Genomic DNA, 20743 nt, shown 5'->3' with positions numbered 1-20743 from the left:
CTGGCAGGACTCTCCCCGGCCCTCTAGGATCGGGGCATGATCAAATCCGTCCTCGTCGCCAATCGCGGCGAAATCGCCCGCCGGGTCTTCAAGACCGCCCGCCGCATGGGGATCGCCACCGTGGCGGTCTATTCGGAAGCCGACGCCGAGGCGCCCCATGTGCGCGAGGCCGACCAGGCCGTGCTCATCGGCCCGGCGCCCGCCCGCGACAGCTATCTGGTGGCCGAGCGGGTCATCGCCGCGGCCCTGGAGACCGGCGCCGAGGCCATCCATCCCGGCTACGGCTTCCTCTCCGAGAACGCCGCCTTCGCCGAAGCCGTCATGGCCGAGGGCCTCGTCTGGATCGGCCCGCCGCCGTCGGCGATCCGGGCCATGGGATTAAAAGACGCCGCTAAGTCCTTGATGGAAAAAGCCAATGTCCCGGTGACTCCCGGCTATCTCGGCCAGGACCAGTCGGCAGAACGCCTGCAGCAAGCGGCAGAAGTCACCGGCTACCCCGTCCTGATCAAGGCGGTGGCCGGCGGCGGCGGCAAGGGCATGCGCAAGGTCGAGCGCGCCGAGGACTTCGCCGCCGCCCTGGCCTCCTGCCAGCGCGAGGCCGCCGCGTCCTTCGGCGACGACCGGGTGCTGATCGAGAAATACGTCACCCGGCCCCGCCACATCGAGGTGCAGATCTTCGGCGACAGCCACGGCAACGTTGTCCACCTCTTCGAGCGCGACTGCTCCCTCCAGCGCCGCCACCAGAAGGTGATCGAGGAAGCCCCGGCGCCTGGCATGAGTCCCGAGGCCCGCGCCGCCGTCACCGAGGCCGCGGTCAAGGCCGCCCGGGCGGTGAACTATGTCGGCGCCGGCACGGTGGAGTTCATCGCCGACGCCAGCGCCGGCCTGCGCCCCGACCGCATCTGGTTCATGGAGATGAACACCCGCCTGCAGGTGGAGCACCCGGTCACCGAGGCCGTCACCGGCGTCGACCTGGTGGAGTGGCAGTTCCGCGTCGCCTCCGGCGAGCCGCTGCCGCTGACCCAGGACCAGATCAAGCTCACCGGCCACGCCGTGGAAGCCAGGCTCTACGCCGAGAACCCCGCCGCGGGCTTCCTGCCCTCCATCGGCGGTCTGGATCACTTCGTCCTGCCCGACAGCGTCCGGGTCGACACCGGGGTGGAGGAGGGCGGCGAGGTCAGCCCCTTCTACGATCCGATGATCGCCAAGCTGATCGCCCACGCCCCCACCCGCGAGGGGGCCGGCGACCTGCTGGCCCAGGCCTGCGCCGAGGTGGAGATCTGGCCGGTGAAGACCAACGCCGGCTTCCTGGCCCGCTGCCTGGACCACCCCGACTTCATCGCCGGCGACGTGGACACCGGCTTCATCGAGGCCCGGCTCGACGCCCTGGCCGCCACGCCCCAGCCCTCCGACGAAATACTCTCCGTGGCCGCCGCCGCGGTCCTCGGGGAGGGGGAGGAGGCCTCGCCGTGGAAGGGTCTCACCGGCTTCCGCATGAACGCCGAGCCCCAGGCGGCCGTCCGTCTCTTCCTGGACGGCCGGGCGATCGACGCGCCCCTGGCCGACGGCGACATCGAGGCTGACATCCTGATGACCGCCGACGGCGAGGTGGTGGTCTTCGAGGGCGGCGAGACCTACGTGCTCGCCACCCGCCCGCCGCTCCGGGACCTGGACGATCTGACCGGCGACGCCCAGGTGCGCTCGCCCATGCCGGGCAAGGTGGTGGCCGTCGCCGTGGCGGTGGGGGACACCGTGCTGCGCGGCCAGCCCCTGCTGACTCTGGAGGCCATGAAGATGGAGCACGCCCTGACCGCCCCCTTCGACGGCCATATCGAATCCCTGAGTGTCTCGGTGGGCGACCAGGTCAGCGAGGGCGTGACCCTGGTCCGGCTGAAGGCGAACGCCTGATGGCCTTGCATATGCTCCGCCTGTGCGTCGGCTGCGACACCATCGAAGACCTGCTGGCCTATCATCCCGACGACAGCCAACCCTGGCTGCTGCACACCCGCATGTCCCCCAAGCGGGCCGACGAGTTGCTGGACGGCGGGTCGCTCTACCGGATCTTCAAGGGGATGATCCTCTGCCGGCAAAGGATCCTGGCCATCCGCACGGTGGGGGAACACCCCAACGCCCGCTGCGAGATCACCCTGGACCGGGAGATCGTCCGCGTGGCGCCGACCCCGCGCCGCGCCTTCCAGGGCTGGCGCTATTTCGATCCCAAGGACGTCCCACCGGACCTCGCCGCGGACGGCGACGACGAGATCCCCATGGAACTGGCCCGCCAGCTCCGCGAGGTCGGCGCCTGGTAGGCTAGACGGCCATGTTGTCGATCAGGCGGGTCTTGCCCAGGACAGCGGCGGCCAGGATGCGGGCCGGGCCCTCCAGGGGGCCGGGCCCCAGGTGCGCCAGGCTGGCGGCGTCGCGCACCTCGAAATAATCGATCCGGCCAAAGCCCGCCCGCTCCAGGGCCGCGCGGCCCGTGGCCTCCACCCGTTCGACGGGGGTCCCCTTGCGCAGGCGCTCGATGGCGTCGAGGAGGGCGGCGGCCAGGCTGGGGGCGATCTCGCGCTCGGCCGCCGTCAGGTAGGCGTTGCGGGAGGAGAGCGCCAGGCCGTCCGGCGCGCGGGCGGTGGGGGCGCCGATCACCTCCACCGGGATGTCGAGGTCGGCCACCAGGCGCTTGATGACCTGGAGCTGTTGATAGTCCTTCTCCCCGAACACCGCGAGGTCGGGACCGCATTGCAGCAGCAGCTTGGTCACCACGGTGGCGACCCCGGCGAAGTGGCCCGGCCGCGCCGCGCCGTCCAGGGGCTCGGAGACCCCGGCCACGGTGACGGTAGTGGAGAAGCCCGGGGCGTACATCTCGGCCACGCCGGGGGCGAACAGCAGGTCGCAGCCGGCGCCCTGGAGCAGGGCGGCGTCCCGGGCCTCGTCTCGAGGATAGGCGTCGAAGTCCTCGTGCGGCGCGAACTGGGTCGGATTGACGAAGACGCTGGCCACCACGCGCCGGGCCCGGCTCTTGGCCAGGGTCACCAGGGACAGGTGGCCCTCGTGCAGCGCCCCCATGGTGGGAACCAGGCCGACGGTCTCTCCGGCGGCCCGCCAGGCGGCCACCTGGGCGCGCAGGTCGGCCACGGTGCGGACGATGGCGAGGGGCATGGGGAAGGCTCCGTCTCGGTAGGCGGCCGCTTATGGCGTGGCCGGCGCCCGCCGTCCATCCGTCCACAGGCCGCGACCTCAGGCGCGTTGACGGGGCAGGGGGTGGGGGCTCACCTGTTAACCAATCGAATCAGCGCAACGACGCTGGCTGAGATGGTGTGGAGTTTTAGAGAACCATGTCCCAACCCAAGGTCATTGTGGTCGGCAACGAGAAGGGTGGCGCGGGCAAGTCGACGCTGGCCATCCATATCGCCACGGCCCTGCTGCACTCCAGCGCGCGCGTCTCGGTGCTCGATCTGGACCTGCGCCAGCAGTCCATGGGCCACTTCTTCGCCAACCGGGCCGCCTGGCTGGCCGCCAATGGCGTCAGCGCCCCCATGCCCGTCGAGCATCCCCTGAGCGCCGATCTCGCCAAGGCCTCGGACGAGGAGGCCCTGGGCCGCTTCGAGGAGGCCTTCGCCGCCGCCGAGGGCGCCGACTTCGTGCTGATCGACACCCCCGGCGGCGACACCGCTGTCAGCCGCGCCGCCCACGGCCTGGCCGACCTGATCGTCACGCCGATGAACGACAGCTTCGTGGACTTCGACATGCTGGGCATCGTCGATCCGGTCACCCTCGATCTGAAGCGCCCGAGCCTCTATTCCGAGACGGTCTGGAACAGCCGCAAGATCCGCGCGGCGTCCTCGGGCAAGTCCATCGACTGGATCGTCCTGCGCAATCGCCTGGCCCCCACCGAGGCCCGCAACCGCAAGCGGGTCGACGAACGGGTCCAGGCCCTGTCGCGCCGCGTGGGCTTCCGCGTCGGCCCCGGCCTGCGCGACCGGGTGATCTATCGCGAGCTCTTCCCCTTCGGCCTGACCATCGCCGACCTGTCCCCCACCATCCGTCCCGTGGCGATGAGCCTGCAGCACGTGGCCGCCCGCCAGGAGCTGCGGGCCCTGGTGGGCTCGCTGGGCCTGGGCGAGATGGCTAACGAGCTCATGGCCGCCCAGTGACCTATATCGCCCTCGGCTGCCTGGTTCTGGCGCTGTTGCTGTGGGCGAATGGAGGCAAGCCGATCCTCAAGCGCCGCGAGTGGCGTTTCATCTCCGGCGCCTTCGCGGTAGTGGCCTTCGCGGGGGCGGCCTATGTCGGGCTGCGGGGAAGCTGGGGCTCGGCCATCGTCCTGGTGGTGCTGGGGCTGGGCTTGGCGGTCTCCACCCGGCGAACGGGGGCGCCCGCGCCCCGGGGCCGCGGCGGGGCCATGGGCGAGGCCGAGGCCCGCTCGATCCTGGGGGTGGGGCCCGAGGCCTCGGCCGAGGAGATCCAGGCGGCCTACAACCGGCTGATGCGCCTGGCCCACCCCGACAAGGGTGGCACGGACGGCCTGGCCGCCCAGCTCAACGCCGCGCGGGATCGGCTCTCCCGCAAATGAGAGGCGTCAGCCCGGCTTGACCACCATGCAGGCCAGTTTCTTGGCCTTGAGCGCGCTGCAGGCGTCCTTGGCCGAGGCTTCGGTGAAGCCCTTGAAGCGGGCGCGATAGGTGCCGCCGATGGAATCGGCGTCGCCGTCCGCCTTGCCGAAGTGATTGCCGAACCGCTTCTCGACGAGGGCCAGCTGCTCCTTGGCCAGGGCCTTGGACTTGAAGGCCCCGACCTGGACGATCCACTTGCCGGCGGGCTTCCTGTCTTCCTTCTCGGCCTTCTTCTTGTCGGTCTTCTTGTCGGTCTTCGGCGTGTCGGCCGGTTGCGAGCCGCGCAGGAGGTTGCGGGTCGGAGCCACGAAATCGTTGCTGGAGAAGGAGGCGGGAGGAGGGGCCGAGGCCAGGACGATCTTCAGGCCGTCCTGTTCGCCGTCACCCTGTTCGACCGAGGGGCGCTCGATCGGACCCGCGGGCTCGGGCTCGAACAGGTTCTGGGCGATGGTGATCTTCTCGCCGCGGGCGCGCCGGTTCATCACGTCGAAGCCGGTGAGCAGCAGGTCCTCGGCGTTGTTGTTGCGCTTGGCGGTGGACGGCGCCCCCAGCACCACGGCGATCAGGCGGCGGTTGTCGCGCACGGCCGAGACCGCCAGGTTGTAGCCCGAGGCGTTGGTGTAGCCGGTCTTCAATCCGTCGACGCCCGGCATGGCCCCCAGCAGGCCGTTGTGGTTGTTCATCGGCGTGCCGCGGAAGGTGAACGACTGCTGGCTGAACAGCCGATAGTACTGCGGATAGTCGCGCATCACGGCGCGGGACAGGATGCCGATGTCGCGGGCGGTGGAGACCTGGCGGCTGTCGGGCAGGCCCGAGGCGTTCACGAAGCGGGTGTTGGCCATGCCCAGCTCCTGGGCGCGGAGGGTCATCATTGCGGCGAAGCGGGCCTCGCTGCCGCCGAGCTTCTCGGCCAGGGCCACGGCGATGTCGTTGGCCGACTTGATGGCCAGTGCCTGCATGGCCTCGTTGACGGTCAGGGAGTCGCCGGCCGAAAGGCCGAGCTTGGTGGGGGCCTGGGCCGCGGCGCGCGGCGAGATCATCACCCGGTCATCGGACCGCAGGCGGCCGGAGCTCAGGGCCTCGAAGGTGAGGTAGAGCGTCATGATCTTGGTGATGGAGGCGGGATAGCGGGGACTGTCGGCGCGCTTGGCGTAGAGGACCTCACCGGTTTTCGCGTCCACCACGATGGCCGCATATTTCGGCGCCGTGGTCGGCAGCGAGGGCATCGAGAGGTACGGGACTTGCGCCTGGGCGGAGGTCGCCAGCGGGGAAACCGCGGTCAGGACGGCTGCGCCAAGGGCGAGAAACAGGCGGCGGGCGCGCTCGAACATACGGTTCGTCCGTCGAATCAAAGGGTTGGGGGCGACCCCCCAAGGTCGCCGTTACAGAAATCCTATCATGACACCTTGGAGCTTGCGCGAGGGTAAACACCTCTTGAGCGAGCCCATTTGTCGCGCCGCCAGATATGCAGGCATGCGGAGCACTCGCTCCAGCGGCGATTGTGCAGTGCAACAAAGTCGCTTGACTGCTGCACTGCAACATGAGAAATAGGCTTCGAGATCAAAGAGCCGCAACGCCCGAGTGGTGCGACGCGGCAAAGCCCGTCAACCACGTTCCAGGAGTTTCCTCCCATGGCCGCCGCCGAAACCGTCAAGAATACCGTCGAGCAGTTCACCACCGCCGGCAACGCCGCCTTCAAGGACGCCATCGAAAAGTCCCTGGCTGGCCTGGCCGACGCCAACGCCCATTCCAAGAAGAACCTGGAAGCCGTCATCGCCTCGGTGACCGCCGCCACCAAGGGCGCTGAAGCCCTCGGCGCCCAGGCCACCGCCTATTCCAAGAAGGCCGTGGAAGCCAACGTCGCCGCCGCCAAGTCGCTGTCGGGCGCCAAGTCGATCCAGGAAGTGGTCGAGCTGCAAACCAGCTTCGCCAAGACCGCCCTGGAAACCTACATGGCCGAAATCGCCAAGATGGGCGAGATCGTCTCGGCCTCCATGAAGGACTCCATGAAGCCCCTCAACGAGCGCGTCACCGCCGCCGTCGAGAAGCTTCAGGCCGTCCGCTAAGCCTTCCAACAGTCCCTCCAGCCGCGCCTGCGTATTTGGCGCGGACCCTGCGAAGCCCCGGACCCGCAACGGTCCGGGGCTTTTCGTTTTTCGGGGCTTCGGTGGTTTCCCAGCGGCCTGAAACCGCGCTAGACCTTGGCTCATGTCACAGGTCGAAGATCGCTTGGCCGCGCAGGGGATCACCCTTCCGCAGCCCGTCGCCCCGGTCGCCAACTATGTCCCGTTCGTACGGGTCGGCGCCCTTGTCCACATCTCGGGCCAGGTGTCCCTCGACGCCGGCGGCGGGGTGCGCGGCGTCGTCGGCGAGGATGTCGACATGGAGGCCGCCAAGGTCGCGGCCCGCCTGTGCGGGATCAACCTGATCGCCCAGATGCGCGCGGCCTGCGACGGCGACCTGGACCGGGTGGTCCGGGTGGTGAAGCTGGGGGGCTTTGTTCAGGCCGGCCCCGGCTTCTTCGAGATCCCCCAGGTGGTGAACGGCGCCTCGGACGTCATGGTCCTGGCCTTCGGCGACGCCGGCAAGCACGCCCGCTCGGCGGTGGGGGTCTATCGCCTGCCGATGAACTTCGCCGTGGAAGTCGACGCCGTGGTGGAAATCCGGTGAAGGACGCCCTCAAGACCCAATTCGGCGAGGCCTGGGACTTCCTGTTCCATCCCCCCGTCGCCCACCGCGGCCTCTGGACGCCGGACGGCGCGCCGGAGAACTCGCTCGGCGCCTTCCAGGCCGCCTGCCAGGCGGGCTACGGCGTGGAGCTGGACGTCCACCTCTCGGCCGACGGCGAGGCGGTGGTGTTCCACGACTATTCGCTCAAGCGCATGACCGGCGCCGAGGGCCGCATCAAGGACCGCACCGTGGCCGAACTGGCCGAACTGCGGCTCAAGGACACCGACGAGCGCATCCCGACCCTGATGGAGACCCTGGCCCTGATCGGCCACCGGGCCATGGTCCATGTCGAGCTCAAGACGCCGTTCGGCGAAGTCGGCCCCCTGGAGCAGCGGGTTCACGAGATCCTCATCGACCATGCCGGCCCCACCTGCGTGATCGGCTTCAATCCCTATTCCCACGCCTGGTTCGCCGACCGGTTCCCCGGCGTGCTGCGCGGCCTGGACAGCTACGCCTGGGAGGACGACACCCCGCACCTGTCGGCCGAGCAGCGCAAGGCCTTCGCCCGGCTGGAGCAGATCTCCATCGCCCGGCCGCACTTCCTGGCCATGAGCCTGGACACCGTCGCCAGCGACATCGTGGCCAAGCACCGCGCCGAGGGCATGCCCGTCGTCGCCTGGACGGTGCGCAAGCCCGAGCAGTGGGACGCCATCAGGGACCACTGCGACAACCTGATCTTCGAGGGCTGGGCCGCGTGAGTTTGAAGGCGGCGGTCAAGGTCAGCCGCCGGATCGCCGAGATCGGCCGCGCGGGCTGGGACGCCTGCGCCGCCAACCCGGACTACGCCGCCAACCCCTTCGTCTCCTTCGACTTCCTGGACATCGCCGAGGAGGCTGGCTGCGCCGTGGAGCGCACCGGCTGGGGGCCGCAGCATCTGTCGGTGGAGGACGCCGAGGGCGTCGCCGCGGTGATGCCGCTCTATCTGAAGTCCCACAGCCAGGGCGAGTACATCTTCGACCATAGCTGGGCCGAGGCCTATGAGCGGGCCGGCGGGCGCTACTATCCCAAGCTGCTGTCAGCCGCCCCCTTCACCCCGGCGACCGGCCCGCGCCTGCTGGTGCGGCCCGGCGTGGATGTCGACGCCGCCCGCAGGACCCTGCTGGGCGGGGCCGTGGCCCTCTGCGAGCGCTACGACGCCTCGTCCCTGCACATCAACTTCCCAACTCCCGAGGAGTGGACCTGGCTGGGGGCTCAGGGGCTCGCCCTGCGCGAGGGCCAGCAATATCACTGGGAGAACGCCGGCTACGCCGACTTCGAGGCCTTCCTGGGCGCCCTGTCCTCGGGCCGCCGCAAGACCATCCGTCGCGAGCGGCGCGACGCGCAGGCCGTGGTGGACATCGTGGCCCTGACCGGCGCCGAGATCACCGAGGAGCACTGGGACGCCTTCTACGCCTTCTACATGGACACCGGCTCGCGCAAGTGGGGCCGGCCCTATCTGAACCGGCTGTTCTTCTCCCTGCTGGGGGAGCGGATGGCCGACCGGGTGCTGCTGCTGATGGCCCGCCGTAACGGGCGCTGGGTGGCCGGCGCGCTCAACCTGATCGGGGCCGACTGCCTCTACGGCCGCAACTGGGGCTGCGTCGAGGACATCCCCTTCCTGCATTTCGAGCTCTGCTACTACCAGGCCATCGAATGGGCCATCGGTCGGGGCCTGGCCCGGGTCGAGGCCGGCGCCCAGGGCCAGCACAAGATCGCCCGCGGCTACCTGCCCAGCCAGGTCCACTCCGCCCACTTCATCGCCGATCCCATGCTGCGGGGGCCGGTGGAGGATTTCGTCGCCCGTGAACGGGCGGCGGTGGAGGGCGAGATGGAATGGTTGGCGGAAGAGTTCTCCCCCTTCCGCCAGGAACCTTCCTAGTACTTCAGGGTGAAGGCGACGCCGTAATAGCGCGGTTCGCCGGCGATGAAGGTGGCGATGCCGAAGGCGTCGCCGGTGTTGCCCGCGTCCTTGATGTAGTCCTGGTCCAGGGCGTTGGTGACGAAGGCCTCCACCGACCACGGCCCCTCGGCCGGCGTGTACCCGACCTTGAAGTTCAGCAGGCCGTAGGCGCCCTGTTTCTCGTCCTGGATCTTGTCGGCGGCCTGCAGGGCCGGCAGGTCGTTGTTGTTGTCGAAGAAGACCTCCGACTGCCAGGTGTAGCTCGGGGTGAGGGCGAAGGTCCCGCCCAGGGCCGCCAGGCTCAGCTTCGCCCCCAGCGAGACCGTATGGTCGGGGGCCAGGCGGAAGCTGTTGTCCTTGAACAGGCCGTTGCCGAACCGGGCGTGGTTGTAGCCGTAGGTGCCGAAGAGCTCGAGATTGGCGTTGGGCTTGGCGGTGACCTGGCCCTCGAAGCCCGTGGCGCTGGCCTCGCCGGCGTTGGCCGAGACGATCTGGCCCGCGGCGTTTCGCACCGAGGTTTGGAAGTTGTCGTAGGCGTAGTGGTAGACCGAGCCCTCCAGGGACAGGCGGCGGTCGAACAGTTCGGTCTTCACCCCGCCCTCCAGGGAGTCGACCTGCTCGGCGGGCAGTTCGGAGAACCGCACCGGACCGCCGGGGGTCGCCGGCGCGGCCACCGCCAACACCTTGGGCCGCCGGCCGCGGGCGTAGGAGGCCCACAGGCTGGTGTGGTCGTCATAGCTGTAGCGGGCGACGGCGCGATAGGTCAGGCCGCTGTCGGTGAAGCTCCTGGTCTCCACCCGTCCGCCCGCGGTAGGCTGCAGGAAGAGGCCGCGGGCCAGGGCCGGGGTCGAGCCGGCCAGAACGGAACCACCGTTCTCCAGCACCGCGCCATAGCCGCTGGTCTTGTCGTCATAGGTGTAGCGCAGGCCCGCGGTCAGCTCGAGCTGGTCGGTAAGCCTGTAGGTGGCGTCGGCGAAGACGTCATAGGACTTGGTCTCGCCAACGTTGCGATAGGTCTCGCGGTGGACCGACTTGAGCGCCGCCGGCGCCAGGGCGTTGATCACCGGCAGGGACAGGCCGCCGGGCCGGGGCATGGAGCCCAGCAGGGCGTAGACCTTCTCGTTGAACTGCAGCGGCACCCGCTGATAGCCGTCCTCCCAGAAGTAGCTGATCCCGGCGAAGGCGGTCAGGCGGTCGCCGCTGTCGTAGTTGAGCCGAAGCTCCTGGCTGGCCTCGCGGCCATGGGCGTCCTCGGCGAAGACCATCAACGGCAGGGAGAAGCCGTCCGGATCGAACACCTCCAGGCTGTCGAAGCGGCGATAGGCGCTGATGGAAGACAGGCTGAGCGTATCGCTGATCTCGTAGTCCACCAGGGCGGTCAGGCCGCGCACCGAGCGGTTCAAGCCCAGGTCCTTGCCGCCTTCGAAGCCGTCGGAGGTGGACAGGGCCGCGCCGGAATTGCGGCCGACGTCGCCGATCAGGACCCCGGTGCTCGGGTCGGTGGGGGCGAAGGTCAGGGACTTGAAGGAGGTGCCGGTGGGCCGATCCTGTTCGTAGTTGAAGATCAGGTCGGCGTTGAGCCTGTCGTTGGGCCGCCAGTTCAGGGTGACGCGGCCGGCGGCGGTGTCGGTGGAGTTGAAGTCGGGTCCGCCCAGCAGGTTCTCCACGAACCCGTCGCGCTTCTTCAGCCGGCCGGCGAAGCGGATCGCCAGGGTGTCGCCGACGGGCACGTTGAGCATGCTCTCGAACATGACGTAGCCGTTGTTGCCGGCCTCGACCCGGGAGCGGGCGTCCCACTTGGTGGGATCGGCCTTGGCCTGGACCAGGTTCACCGCCCCGATCAGGGCGCCACGGCCATAGAGAGTCGACTGCGGACCCTTGGCGATCTCCACCCGGGCCAGGTCGAACAGCTCGATATAGGAGCCCCGCGACTTGGAGATCGAGACTCCGTCCTGGAAGACCGAGACCCGCGGCTCATTGGTGGCCTCGCCGGAGTCCGAGGTGATGCCGCGCATCACGAAGCCGGGATTGTTGGGAGACTGGTTCTGCACCTCGAAGCCCGGGACGTAGAGCGACAGCTCCTCGAACTCCTGGATGCCGTCCCGCTCCAGCTGATCGGCGCCGTAGGCGGTGATGGCGATCGGCACGTCCAGGGTCTTCTGCTCGCGCTTCTGGGCGGTGACGATCAGCTCCTCGACCTGGGCCGCGTCATCGGCGGCCTCGGCGAAGGCCGGGTTCGCGCCGGCAAGAACGGCGGCCGCGCTGGCCAGCAGGAGTAGTTTGTGATGCGACATGGACATTCCCCAACCTCGGTGAGGGGGCTGTCTAGGCGCCGCCAATGACAGTCAGGCGAAGGGGATTTGACGTTAGGATGACGGCCTAAATATCTGCAAAACCATCAGAAAAATTCTGCGTAAGAGTCAATTCGGCCGTGATGTCAGGACGCCTCCCAGGCCTGCCTGATCAGGGCCTTCACCCGCTCATCCAGGTCAGCGGGCGAGGCGAGGGTGAGTTTGGCCTTCAGGCGCTCCGACCAGCCCTCCGCCTTCGGGACCTGCAGCCGGGGATCGGCCTCGGGGCTCACCGCCAGGCCAAGCACCACCTGGCCGCCTTTGATGGGCTTGGCCGAGGCGAACTGGAAGTTGCGGGAGAAGCCGGTGAAGGCCTTGCGCTGACCGGTGACGACGTCGGGCAGGGCGGCGGCCGTACGCTCCACGGCCTCGAAGATGGCCGTGGCCGCCGGATCCTTCCACAGGGCCGCCCGCAGCTTGGCCGGCTCGTCCCATCCCGAGCCGGTGGGGAAGGCCTGCGACATGACCAGGTTGGCGCGGTTCATGCCCAGGCCGTGGTGTTCCTTCATCCAGGCGATCCGGGCCATGGTCTTGATCTCGGGGCAGGTCCTGGCGATGGCGACCCATGCGTCGAGGGTCTTGCCGGTGTCCTTCTCCAGGCTGGCGCGGGCGGTGGCGAACCACTTCTGCTGCCGCGGGCTGAGCCCCTTGGTGTTCTCCGCGTCGGCGGTTCCCATGGGGACCTCCCTCTGTGCTAGGACGCTCCTGACATCAGAGGAGCGCGCCATGAGCTTGGACGGGACCTACGACGACGGCAATATCTTCGCCAAGATCCTGCGGGGCGAGATGCCCAGCGCCCGGGTGTTCGAGGACAGCCACGTCTACGCCTTCATGGACGTCTTCCCCCAGGCGCGCGGCCACACCCTGGTGATCCCGAAGCATTCGACCGCCCGCAACCTGCTGGAGGAGGAGCCGGAGGTCCTGGCGCCCCTGATCCTGGGGGTTCAGCGCGTCACCCGCGCCGTCCGCGCGGCCCTGAAGCCGGACGGCATCGTGGTCACCCAGTTCAATGGATCGACCGCCGGCCAGACCATCTACCACCTGCACTTCCACATCATCCCGCGCTGGGAGGGTCAGGCCCTGGGGCGGCATGGCGAAGGCGGCATGGCCGACCCCACCGAGCTGAAGGCCCTGGCCGACCAGATCGCCGCCCAGATCGCCTAAACCTTCTCAGGCCGAGGCGGCGTCGGGCCATTTCGGACCGTCAGCCGCCCGCCAGGGATGAAGGGCGGCGGCCACCAGCCGCTCCTGCTCGATCGGCTTGGCGAGGTGGGCGTCCATGCCGGCCGCCCGGCAGCGGGCCACGTCCTCGGGCAGGGTGGCCGCCGTCATCGCCACCACGGGGGTGTCGGCGCCGTCGCCCTCCAGGGCGCGGATCGCGCGGCAGGCCGTCAGGCCGTCCATCACCGGCATGTGGAGGTCCATGAAGACCACGTCGAAGGGGCGGCTGCGCACCGCCTCCACCGCCTGGGCGCCATCCTCGGCGGTCTCGACGTCGAACCCCGCGGCCGCCAGCATCATCGAGGCCACCTGACGGTTCACCGGATGGTCGTCCACCACCAGGATGCGTCCCGCGCCCCCGTCGGCAGTCTCGGCCGGGGTCGCCTGCGCCGACGCCTCAAGCCGGCGCAGGGGAATCTCGAACCAGAATTCCGAGCCCGCCCCCAGGTCGCTTTCGACCCCGATCCGGCCATTCATCTGCTCGACCAGGGACTTGGAGATGGCCAGGCCCAGCCCCGCGCCCTCGAACCGACGCGTGGCGCTGGTGTCGGCCTGGGTGAAGGGCTGGAACAGCTGGGCGATCGCTTCGGGCGCCAGGCCGACGCCGGTGTCGCGCACGCTCACCCGCACCCGGTCGGCGCCGTCCTGCGGCCGCAGATCCACCCGCACCTCGATCCGACCCTGGTCGGTGAACTTCACGGCATTGCCCAGCAGGTTGAGCAGCACCTGCAGGATGTGGTTTTCGTCCCCCTCATGGACCAGGCCGTCGACCGCCGAGACCTCGAGGGTCAGGGTTAGGTCCCCCAGGCCAGGCCGGACGATTTCGCCGGCCGTCCGCACGAGTTCGGCGAGGGACAGGCGCGCGTGGGCCAGGGCGCGTGCGCCGGCGCCAAGCCGCGAATAGTCCAGAATGTTGGTGATCAGGGCGAGCAGCACCTGGCACGAAGCCTGGATCACGCCGAGCTGGTCCCGCGCCTGGGGCGCCAGGTCCGCGCGCGCGGACAGCAGCTGGGCATGACCCTTGATGCCGTTCAGGGGTGTCCGCATCTCGTGGCTCATCACCGCCAGGAAGCGTCCCTTGGCCCCGTCGGCGGCCACGGCGTCCCGCCGGGCGGCGCGGGCCACGGCCAGGGCCCGGCGCAGGCCCGCCTGGGCGGCCGCGCGCTGGGCCAGGACGCTGGACAGGATGATGGCCGAGGAGACGATGGTGGCCAGATAGAGCTGCAGGACCAGGATCTGCCGCGGCATGTCGCCCGGGAACTGGGCCACGATGGGCCCGTGGCCCGCCACTGTGGCGCTGGCGGCGATGAACGACACCAGCATGACCATGAGCGCCGTGTAGGGACTGCTGAGCCGTATGACCACCAGCAGGCCGAGGGGGAAGAGCAGGAAGAGGGTGGGCAGGGGGGTGGAGAAGATCAGCGCCGCCGCCGCCACGGCCAGGCCGATCAGGCCGAGGATCTCGAAGCGCGAGGCCGGGGCGCCCACGTCATAGCGCCGGAAGCGCGCCAGGAGCAGGGCGGCCGGCGCGCCGATGATCATGCCCAGGAAGTCCCCGAACACCCAGGTCTTCCAGGCCGTCAGCAAGTCGTCGCGGAACATCAGGGCGGCGAGGCAGGCGCCGAGCGTGCCGATGGCGAGCGCGGCGGGCAGGGCCGCCAGCAGGACGAAATTCCGGAAACGCGGGAGGACGTTCATGTCCAAGCCTGCGCCGCAGACTCGGCGGATCAGGACCGCCGCCAGGACCGCCTCTGTGAGGTCGGAGCCTGCGATCAGCAGGCCTCGCGCCGGGGTGCTGCCGCTGTTGAGCGCCGCCAGCAGGTCGATCGTCGTGCAGAGCACGGCCAGGACCAGAGCCTTCCGCCGGGGCAGCAGCAACAGGCCGGCGGCCAGCAGGCCGTTGCAGATCCACAGAACGGCGAGGCCGTTGACGCTGGTGGTCCAGGTGTAGGCCAGCAGGGCGCAGACCGCGTAGGCGGCCAGGAAGGCCAGGTCGAGGCCGGGCGCGCGAGGGGCCTGGGCCGGTCGAGAAAGCCTGATACGCGACGCCATTCGGGCAACCCCCCAGTTGCGCAGTCGACTGTAGGCCTGGGCTTCAATCTCGGTCGGTGATCACGACCTGGACCAAAGTATTGGCCAGGCGAATGATTCGACCACCACCCGCAGATGGCGCGACGAAAAACCCCAGGCCGGGCGGCCTGGGGTTCATGTCGTTCCGAACGTTCGGCCTGGGACCTTAGTCCGCCAGTTCCGGGGCCGCGTTGGCCGCGTCCTCGGCGGGGTTCTCGATGACCGGCGCGCCGGGCTCGTGACCCTCGCCCTCGATCTCGAAGGCCAGCTTGGAGTCCTTCAGCACCACCTTGACGTGGCCACCCTTCACCAGCTTGCCGAACAGGATCTCGTCGGCCAGCGGCTTCTTGATGTGCTCCTGGATGACCCGGGCGAGCGGCCGGGCGCCGTAGAGCTCGTCGAACCCGTTCTTGGCCAGCCAGTCGGCGGCCTCGTCCGTGGTCTCGATGGTCACGTGACGGTCGGCCAGTTGCGCTTCCAGCTGGATGACGAACTTCTGGACGACCTGGCGGATGATGTCCTGGGTCAGGGGCTTGAACTGCACCACCGCGTCGAGGCGGTTGCGGAATTCCGGCGTGAACAGGCGCTTCAGGGCCTCGTCGACCTCGTCCTCCTGCTTCCCGCGGCCGAAGCCGATGGAATTGCGCTGGGCGTCGGAGGCCCCGGCGTTGGTGGTCATGATCAGGACCACGTTGCGGAAGTCGACCTTCTTGCCGTTGGAGTCGGTGAGGACCCCATGGTCCATGACCTGCAGCAGGATGTTGAAGACGTCCGGGTGGGCCTTCTCGATTTCGTCCAGCAGCACCACGCAGTGAGGATGCTGGTCGACGGCGTCGGTCAGCAGGCCGCCCTGGTCGAACCCGACATAGCCGGGGGGCGCGCCGATCAGGCGGCTGACCGTGTGGCGCTCCATGTACTCCGACATGTCGAAGCGCAGGAGCTCGATGCCCATGGTGCCGGCCAGTTGCCGCGCAGTCTCGGTCTTGCCGGTGCCGGTGGGGCCCGAGAACAGGTAGCAGCCGATCGGCTTGTTGGGATCGCGCAGGCCCGCGCGGGCCATCTTCATGGCTGCCGACAGCTGCTCGATGGCGTCGTCCTGACCGTAGACGGCGCGCTTGAGGTCCTCATGCAGCTGCTTCAGCGCCTCGGTGTCGGTCTTGGACACCGACTTCGGCGGGATGCGGGCGATCTTGGCCACGACGGCCTCGACCTCCTTCAGGCCGATGGTCTTCTTGCGACGGCCCTCCGGCAGCAGCATCTGGCTGGCGCCGGCCTCATCGATGATGTCGATGGCCTTGTCGGGCAGCTTGCGGTCGGTGATGTACTTGGCCGACAGCTCCACCGCCGCCTTGATGGCGTCGTTGGTGTAGCGGAGCTTGTGGAAGTCCTCGTAGTAGGTCTTCAGGCCCTTGAGGATCTTGATGGTGTCCTCGATCGTCGGCTCGTTCACGTCGATCTTCTGGAAGCGCCGGACCAGGGCCCGATCCTTCTCGAAGTGCTGACGGAACTCCTTGTAGGTCGTCGAACCCATGCAGCGCAGGGAGCCCGAGGCCAGGGCCGGCTTCAGCAGGTTCGACGCGTCCATGGCCCCGCCGCTGGTGGCGCCGGCGCCGATCACCGTATGGATCTCGTCGATGAACAGGATCGCATCGGCGTGGTTCTCAAGTTCCTTGACCACCTGCTTCACGCGCTCTTCGAAGTCGCCGCGATAGCGAGTGCCGGCCAGCAGGCTGCCCATGTCGAGGGAGAAGATGGTGGCGCCCGCCAGGACCTCGGGGACCTGGTGGTTGACGATCTTGCGCGCCAAGCCCTCGGCGATGGCGGTCTTGCCGACGCCCGGGTCGCCCACCAGCAGGGGGTTGTTCTTGGTGCGGCGGCACAGGATCTGGATGCAGCGCTCCACCTCGGCCGACCGCCCGATCAGGGGGTCGACCTTGCCCTGCTTGGCCTTCTCGTTGAGGTTGACGCAATAGGCCTCGAGGGCCTCGCCGCCGGTCTTCACCGCAGGCTTGTCCTCGTCCTCGGAACCCTTGACGGGCTTGGCCGCGCCTTCGGCGCCGGCCTTCTTGGCGATGCCGTGGGCGATGTAGTTCACCGCGTCGTACCGCGTCATGTCCTGCTCCTGCAGGAAATAGGCGGCATGGCTCTCACGCTCGGAGAAGATGGCGACCAGCACGTTGGCGCCGGTCACCTCCTCGCGGCCCGAGGACTGCACGTGGATGACCGCGCGCTGGATCACGCGCTGGAAGCTGGGGGTGGGCTTGGCGTCCTCGCCGTCGTCCACGACCAGCGAGCGCAGCTCGTTGTCCACGTAATTGGTGAGGGTTGTCTTCAGCGACGGGAGCTCGACGTCGCAGGCTTTCATCACGCCGGCGGCGTCCTCATCGTCGATGAGGGACAGGAGCAGGTGCTCCAGGGTCGCGTATTCGTGCTTTCGCTGATTGGCGAAAGCCACCGCGCGGTGGAGGGACTCTTCGAGGTGGCGTGAGAATGACGGCAAGCTGGGCCTCAATCCTTTTCCATGGTGCATTGCAACGGATGCTGATGCCGGCGCGCGGTATCAACGACCTGGGCCACCTTTGTTTCCGCCACTTCGTAAGTGAACACGCCGCACACGCCCACACCGTGTTGGTGGACATGCAGCATGATCCGCGTCGCGTCTTCGCGCGACTTATGGAAGTACTGCTCAAGCACGTACACGACGAACTCCATGGGAGTGTAGTCGTCGTTGAGGAGCAGCACCCGGTACAGAGACGGCTTCTGCGTCTTCGGCTTGGTCTGTGTGATGACCGCCGATTTCACGCCCGTCTCCTGATCACCTTGCTTTCGCTCGGCCATCGAACAGGTCTCCTCGGCGGTCACGGGACCGCCCTACAGATGGATTAGATATGGAAAAGATGGCCCTTTGGAAGGGTCGAAATGGTCGCGCGGGGCGAGATCGTTCCAAAGGCCGCAGTTTTCACCATGCTAACAGGGGGCCAGATGGGTCTGCGGCCCCTGGTTTTCAATCCTGGGCCGAGGATTTCCCGTGTAGGGCGCGTGCCGACGTCAGGGCCTTGGCTCCGAATCGCGCCCGGATCGCGTCGGCGGTCTTCTCTCCGGCCAGGGTCCGGCGCTCGTCGCCGCCGAAAAAGTCATCTTCCACGTCCTGCGGCTCGATCAATTCAGTGATCCCGACCCCGATCAGGCGCCAGGATCGGTTCGTCCCACCCGCCTTCAGTTCGGCCGCCAGGAGTTCCTTGCCGATCGCCAGGATGGTTCGCGTCGTCTGGGTCGGAACGGGCAGGGTCTTGCGGCGGGTGATGATCTTGAAGTCGGCGCCCCGCAGCTTCAACGTCACCACCCGGCCGGCGACGTTTCCGCCCCGCGCCTGGCGACCGACCTTCTCCGCCAGCCAGGGCAGCTGATCCTCCAGGTCGGTTTGGCTGCGCAGGTCCTCGTTGAAGGTGGTCTCGGCGCTGATCGACTTGCGGATCTGGTCGGGGTTCACGACCCGGGTGTCGCGACCGTGGGCGAGGGCGTGCAGGCGCAGGCCGTTGGGGCCGAACCGGGCGGCCAGGTCCTTGACGTCGGCCCGGGCGATGTCGCCGACCGTGACGTAGTTGGAGCTTTCCAGGCTGGAGACCATGGCCGGCCCCACCCCGGGCAGGATGCCCACGGGCCTTGGGGCCAGGAAGGCCTGGGCTTCGCCGCCGATCACCGAGAAGCCGCGGGGCTTGTCCAGGTCCGAGGCGATCTTGGCCAGGAACTTGTTGGCCGCCAGGCCGATGGAGACGGTGATCCCCACCTCGGTCTCGATCCGGGCCTGCAGGCGGGCCAGGGTCTCGGCCGGCGTCGCCCCGTGCAGGCGCTCGGTGCCCGACAGGTCCATCCAGGCCTCGTCCAGGGAGAGCGGCTGAACCAGGGGCGTCAGGTCGGCCATCATCGCCATGATCCGCCGGCTCTCGGCGCGGTACTTGGAGAAGTCGGGCTTGATGATCACCGCCTGGGGGCAGGCCTTGATGGCCTTGAACATCGGCATGGCCGAGCGCACGCCGTTGATCCTGGCGATGTAGCAGCAGGTGGTCACCACCCCGCGCCTGCCGCCGCCGACGATCACCGGCACGTCGCGCAGTTCGGGCCGGTCGCGCTTCTCCACCGAGGCGTAGAAGGCGTCGCAGTCCATGTGGGCGATGGAGAGCCGTTCCAGCTCGTCGTGCGCCACCACCCGCGGCGAGCCGCAGGCCGGGCAGCGGCGGGTGAAGTCGCCGTGGGTGAAGCAGTCGCGGCAGAGCGCGTTCACGCCCCGTCCTCCAGCGGCCAAAGCCAGGCCGCGCCCCGCACGCCGGAGGAATCCCCGTGCAGGGCCGGTCGCACCGGCGTGGTGAAGACATCCGAGAAGACGTGAGGCGCGATGGCTCCGGGCAGGCGGTCATAGAGGGCGCCGACATTCGACATGCCGCCCCCCAGGACGATGACGTCGGGGTCGAGGATGTCGCAGACCACAGCCAGGCCGCGGGCCAGGCGGTCGACATAGAGATCGAGGGCGGCGACCGCCTGGGCGTCCCCCGCCTCCGCGGCGTCCACGATGGCCTGGGCGCTCAGGCCCTGGCCATGGTCGCGGGCGAGTCCGGACCCGGAGACATAGAGCTCCATGCAGCCGCGCCGGCCGCACCAGCAGAGCGGGCCCGGATGCTCGGCCTCGGTGGGCCAGGGCAGGGGCATGTGGCCCCATTCGCCCGCGAAGGCGTTGCGACCCTCGATGATCTGGCGATCCACCGTGGTCCCGGCCCCGCAGCCGGTGCCCAGGATGGCGGCGAACACCACCCGGCTGTCGGCGCCGGCGCCGTCCGTCGCCTCCGACAGGGCCAGGCAGTTGGCGTCGTTGGCGTAGCGCACGGGCCTTTCCAGCACCCGGGCCAGATCGGTGGGGAAGGGGCGGCCGTTCAGCTCGGTGGAATTGGCCCCCCGCATCAGGTCGCCGGCGGGGGAGACCGAACCTGGTCCGCCGACCCCTATGCGCGCCGCCCGGGCCCCGGCCTGGCGCTCGGCCTCGGCCACCAGGTCGCGGACGGCCAGCAGGCCGGCCTCATAGTTGCGGGGCGAGACGCCGCGGACGCGCGCGACGAACCGGCCGTCGGCGTCCAGGGCCGCCGCCTCGATCTTGGTGCCGCCGAAGTCCACGCCGATGCGGATCATCGTTGAAGCATACCCGATTTGTTCTTCAGGCGATGGCGTCTTCGATGGCCGCGCGCAGCTCCTCCCAGTCGTCGATCCGGGTGTGAAGGTCGGGCTTGGCCGGCGCCAGGGGGCGCAGCCGGGGGTCGGCCACGTGCTGGAAGCGGCTGATGGCCGGCGCGCTCTCGGCCACCGAGTCGAGATTGGGGATCAGGTCGTCGATGAACACCGCGCGCCCCGCCGTCTGGGACGCCAGGCCGGCGGCCAGGGGGCCCTTGGGGCCGGTGTTGAGGATCAGGGGGTAGTCCATGCCATGCCGGCCCAGCCAGCGGGCCCGGGCCAGCCTGGCGGGCCCCGGGGCGTTGGTCAGGATCACGACCCCGGCCCGCTCCGACAGGCGCCGCAGGGCCTGGGCCCCGCCCGGCGTCGGCGTCATGTCGCCGCACCCATAGCGAAAGAAGTCCTCGTAGTGCTTACGTCCCTGGTCGATCTCCAGGTGTTCGGCGTCGCCGGGTCGGTAGATGTTCTGAAAGAGGGCGAACTTGTCGACGCGGAACTCCAGGCCCCGATCCTCCAGGAAGCGCCCGAACCCTTCCATGAACAGGCCCAGCACCTCGTCGACGTCGACGATCAGCAGCGGTCGGGCGGTGTCGACGCCGATGTCGGACAGTCTGGGAGCGCGGAGCGGTTCGGCCACGGGGCCTCCGAATGCGACTAACGCG

19 protein-coding genes are annotated in these 20743 nt (G+C 68.9%); 9 read left to right on the top strand and 10 right to left on the bottom strand.

The window, feature by feature from the left end:
• The first annotated feature begins 36 nt into the window (after window positions 1-36).
• Window positions 37-1908 carry an acetyl/propionyl/methylcrotonyl-CoA carboxylase subunit alpha gene (locus tag ACO06I_RS06100; protein ID WP_421931695.1) on the top strand — a complete coding sequence of 624 codons (1872 nt, stop codon included), beginning with the start codon at window positions 37-39 and terminating at the stop codon, window positions 1906-1908.
• Window positions 1908-2309, top strand: coding sequence for a DUF1489 family protein (locus ACO06I_RS06095; RefSeq protein ID WP_421931694.1), 402 nt, complete (start codon window positions 1908-1910; stop codon window positions 2307-2309). The genes ACO06I_RS06100 and ACO06I_RS06095 overlap by 1 nt, the downstream gene beginning before the upstream one ends.
• 1 nt (window position 2310) lies before the next feature.
• On the opposite strand, the gene panC is transcribed toward ACO06I_RS06095, so the two are convergent.
• On the bottom strand, window positions 2311-3159 hold the full coding sequence (gene panC, locus ACO06I_RS06090; RefSeq protein ID WP_421931693.1) for a pantoate--beta-alanine ligase: 849 nt from the start codon (window positions 3157-3159) through the stop codon (window positions 2311-2313).
• 176 nt (window positions 3160-3335) lie between these two features.
• Here panC and ACO06I_RS06085 point away from each other — a divergent pair, with 176 nt between their 5' ends.
• Together ACO06I_RS06085 and ACO06I_RS06080 are read left to right on the top strand one after the other, a co-directional pair.
• Complete coding sequence (locus ACO06I_RS06085; protein WP_421931692.1) at window positions 3336-4154, top strand: division plane positioning ATPase MipZ; 819 nt, start codon at window positions 3336-3338, stop codon at window positions 4152-4154.
• A complete protein-coding gene (locus ACO06I_RS06080; RefSeq protein WP_421931691.1) occupies window positions 4151-4573 on the top strand; it encodes a J domain-containing protein in 423 nt (140 codons plus the stop codon). The genes ACO06I_RS06085 and ACO06I_RS06080 overlap by 4 nt, the downstream gene beginning before the upstream one ends.
• A 6-nt stretch (window positions 4574-4579) precedes the next feature.
• On the opposite strand, the gene ACO06I_RS06075 is transcribed toward ACO06I_RS06080, so the two are convergent.
• Window positions 4580-5944, bottom strand: a complete 1365-nt coding sequence (locus tag ACO06I_RS06075; RefSeq protein WP_421931690.1) for a D-alanyl-D-alanine carboxypeptidase — start codon at window positions 5942-5944, stop codon at window positions 4580-4582.
• A gap of 300 nt (window positions 5945-6244) precedes the next feature.
• Here ACO06I_RS06075 and ACO06I_RS06070 point away from each other — a divergent pair, with 300 nt between their 5' ends.
• The 4 genes from ACO06I_RS06070 (at window position 6245) to ACO06I_RS06055 (ending at window position 9201) form a co-directional block, all read left to right on the top strand.
• Window positions 6245-6679: a phasin family protein gene (locus tag ACO06I_RS06070; RefSeq protein WP_421931689.1), complete on the top strand. Its 435-nt coding sequence runs from the start codon at window positions 6245-6247 to the stop codon at window positions 6677-6679.
• 142 nt (window positions 6680-6821) lie between these two features.
• Entirely contained in the window at window positions 6822-7283 is a 462-nt protein-coding gene (locus tag ACO06I_RS06065; protein WP_421931688.1) for a RidA family protein, read from the top strand.
• The gene (locus ACO06I_RS06060; protein ID WP_421931687.1) at window positions 7280-8041 is read left to right on the top strand and encodes a glycerophosphodiester phosphodiesterase family protein; all 762 of its coding nucleotides are present in this window, start codon (window positions 7280-7282) and stop codon (window positions 8039-8041) included. The genes ACO06I_RS06065 and ACO06I_RS06060 overlap by 4 nt, the downstream gene beginning before the upstream one ends.
• On the top strand, window positions 8038-9201 hold the full coding sequence (locus tag ACO06I_RS06055; protein ID WP_421931686.1) for a GNAT family N-acetyltransferase: 1164 nt from the start codon (window positions 8038-8040) through the stop codon (window positions 9199-9201). The genes ACO06I_RS06060 and ACO06I_RS06055 overlap by 4 nt, the downstream gene beginning before the upstream one ends.
• On the opposite strand, the gene ACO06I_RS06050 is transcribed toward ACO06I_RS06055, so the two are convergent.
• Both ACO06I_RS06050 and ACO06I_RS06045 read right to left on the bottom strand, forming a co-directional pair.
• On the bottom strand, window positions 9198-11516 hold the full coding sequence (locus tag ACO06I_RS06050) for a TonB-dependent receptor (RefSeq protein ID WP_421931685.1): 2319 nt from the start codon (window positions 11514-11516) through the stop codon (window positions 9198-9200). The two genes, ACO06I_RS06055 and ACO06I_RS06050, sit on opposite strands and share 4 nt — an antisense overlap.
• Before the next feature lie 143 nt (window positions 11517-11659).
• Window positions 11660-12250, bottom strand: a complete 591-nt coding sequence (locus tag ACO06I_RS06045; protein ID WP_421931684.1) for a DUF4287 domain-containing protein — start codon at window positions 12248-12250, stop codon at window positions 11660-11662.
• Between the two features lie 49 nt (window positions 12251-12299).
• Between ACO06I_RS06045 and ACO06I_RS06040 the strand changes: the two genes are divergently transcribed.
• Window positions 12300-12737, top strand: coding sequence for an HIT family protein (locus ACO06I_RS06040; RefSeq protein WP_304701030.1), 438 nt, complete (start codon window positions 12300-12302; stop codon window positions 12735-12737).
• Window positions 12738-12743: 6 nt separating this feature from the next.
• Here the strand turns inward: ACO06I_RS06040 and ACO06I_RS06035 are convergent, their stop codons facing one another.
• The 6 genes from ACO06I_RS06035 to ACO06I_RS06010 form a co-directional block, all read right to left on the bottom strand.
• Window positions 12744-14846 carry an ATP-binding protein gene (locus ACO06I_RS06035; RefSeq protein ID WP_421931683.1) on the bottom strand — a complete coding sequence of 701 codons (2103 nt, stop codon included), beginning with the start codon at window positions 14844-14846 and terminating at the stop codon, window positions 12744-12746.
• Window positions 14847-15030: 184 nt separating this feature from the next.
• Complete coding sequence (gene clpA, locus ACO06I_RS06030; protein ID WP_421931682.1) at window positions 15031-17364, bottom strand: ATP-dependent Clp protease ATP-binding subunit ClpA; 2334 nt, start codon at window positions 17362-17364, stop codon at window positions 15031-15033.
• 8 nt (window positions 17365-17372) lie between these two features.
• Window positions 17373-17702 carry an ATP-dependent Clp protease adapter ClpS gene (gene clpS / locus ACO06I_RS06025; protein ID WP_340646316.1) on the bottom strand — a complete coding sequence of 110 codons (330 nt, stop codon included), beginning with the start codon at window positions 17700-17702 and terminating at the stop codon, window positions 17373-17375.
• A gap of 166 nt (window positions 17703-17868) precedes the next feature.
• On the bottom strand, window positions 17869-19146 hold the full coding sequence (locus ACO06I_RS06020; RefSeq protein WP_421931681.1) for a DNA polymerase IV: 1278 nt from the start codon (window positions 19144-19146) through the stop codon (window positions 17869-17871).
• A complete protein-coding gene (locus ACO06I_RS06015) occupies window positions 19143-20042 on the bottom strand; it encodes an ROK family protein (RefSeq protein WP_421931680.1) in 900 nt (299 codons plus the stop codon). Before ACO06I_RS06015 ends, ACO06I_RS06020 begins: the two co-directional genes overlap by 4 nt.
• Window positions 20043-20067: 25 nt before the next feature.
• On the bottom strand, window positions 20068-20718 hold the full coding sequence (locus ACO06I_RS06010; RefSeq protein ID WP_421931679.1) for a hypothetical protein: 651 nt from the start codon (window positions 20716-20718) through the stop codon (window positions 20068-20070).
• Window positions 20719-20743: the final 25 nt, after the last annotated feature.

Source organism: Phenylobacterium sp., from assembly GCF_965229015.1.
In the GTDB taxonomy this organism is placed as follows: Bacteria; Pseudomonadota; Alphaproteobacteria; order Caulobacterales; family Caulobacteraceae; genus Phenylobacterium.
The sequence above is the reverse complement of the archived record's forward strand: the minus strand, read 5'-3'. Positions and strand labels throughout refer to the sequence as shown.

Excerpts from the sequence above, each read along its gene's own strand:
- ACO06I_RS06050 (WP_421931685.1), bottom strand. The coding sequence starts at position 11,516 with ATGTCGCATCACAAACTACTCCTGCTGGCCAGCGCGGCCGCCGTTCTT.
- ACO06I_RS06045 (WP_421931684.1), bottom strand. The coding sequence starts at position 12,250 with ATGGGAACCGCCGACGCGGAGAACACCAAGGGGCTCAGCCCGCGGCAG.
- ACO06I_RS06040 (WP_304701030.1), top strand. The coding sequence starts at position 12,300 with ATGAGCTTGGACGGGACCTACGACGACGGCAATATCTTCGCCAAGATC.
- ACO06I_RS06085 (WP_421931692.1), top strand. The coding sequence starts at position 3,336 with ATGTCCCAACCCAAGGTCATTGTGGTCGGCAACGAGAAGGGTGGCGCG.
- ACO06I_RS06075 (WP_421931690.1), bottom strand. The coding sequence starts at position 5,944 with ATGTTCGAGCGCGCCCGCCGCCTGTTTCTCGCCCTTGGCGCAGCCGTC.
- ACO06I_RS06100 (WP_421931695.1), top strand. The coding sequence starts at position 37 with ATGATCAAATCCGTCCTCGTCGCCAATCGCGGCGAAATCGCCCGCCGG.
- panC (WP_421931693.1), bottom strand. The coding sequence starts at position 3,159 with ATGCCCCTCGCCATCGTCCGCACCGTGGCCGACCTGCGCGCCCAGGTG.
- ACO06I_RS06070 (WP_421931689.1), top strand. The coding sequence starts at position 6,245 with ATGGCCGCCGCCGAAACCGTCAAGAATACCGTCGAGCAGTTCACCACC.
- clpS (WP_340646316.1), bottom strand. The coding sequence starts at position 17,702 with ATGGCCGAGCGAAAGCAAGGTGATCAGGAGACGGGCGTGAAATCGGCG.
- ACO06I_RS06035 (WP_421931683.1), bottom strand. The coding sequence starts at position 14,846 with ATGGCGTCGCGTATCAGGCTTTCTCGACCGGCCCAGGCCCCTCGCGCG.
- ACO06I_RS06065 (WP_421931688.1), top strand. The coding sequence starts at position 6,822 with ATGTCACAGGTCGAAGATCGCTTGGCCGCGCAGGGGATCACCCTTCCG.
- ACO06I_RS06015 (WP_421931680.1), bottom strand. The coding sequence starts at position 20,042 with ATGATCCGCATCGGCGTGGACTTCGGCGGCACCAAGATCGAGGCGGCG.
- ACO06I_RS06095 (WP_421931694.1), top strand. The coding sequence starts at position 1,908 with ATGGCCTTGCATATGCTCCGCCTGTGCGTCGGCTGCGACACCATCGAA.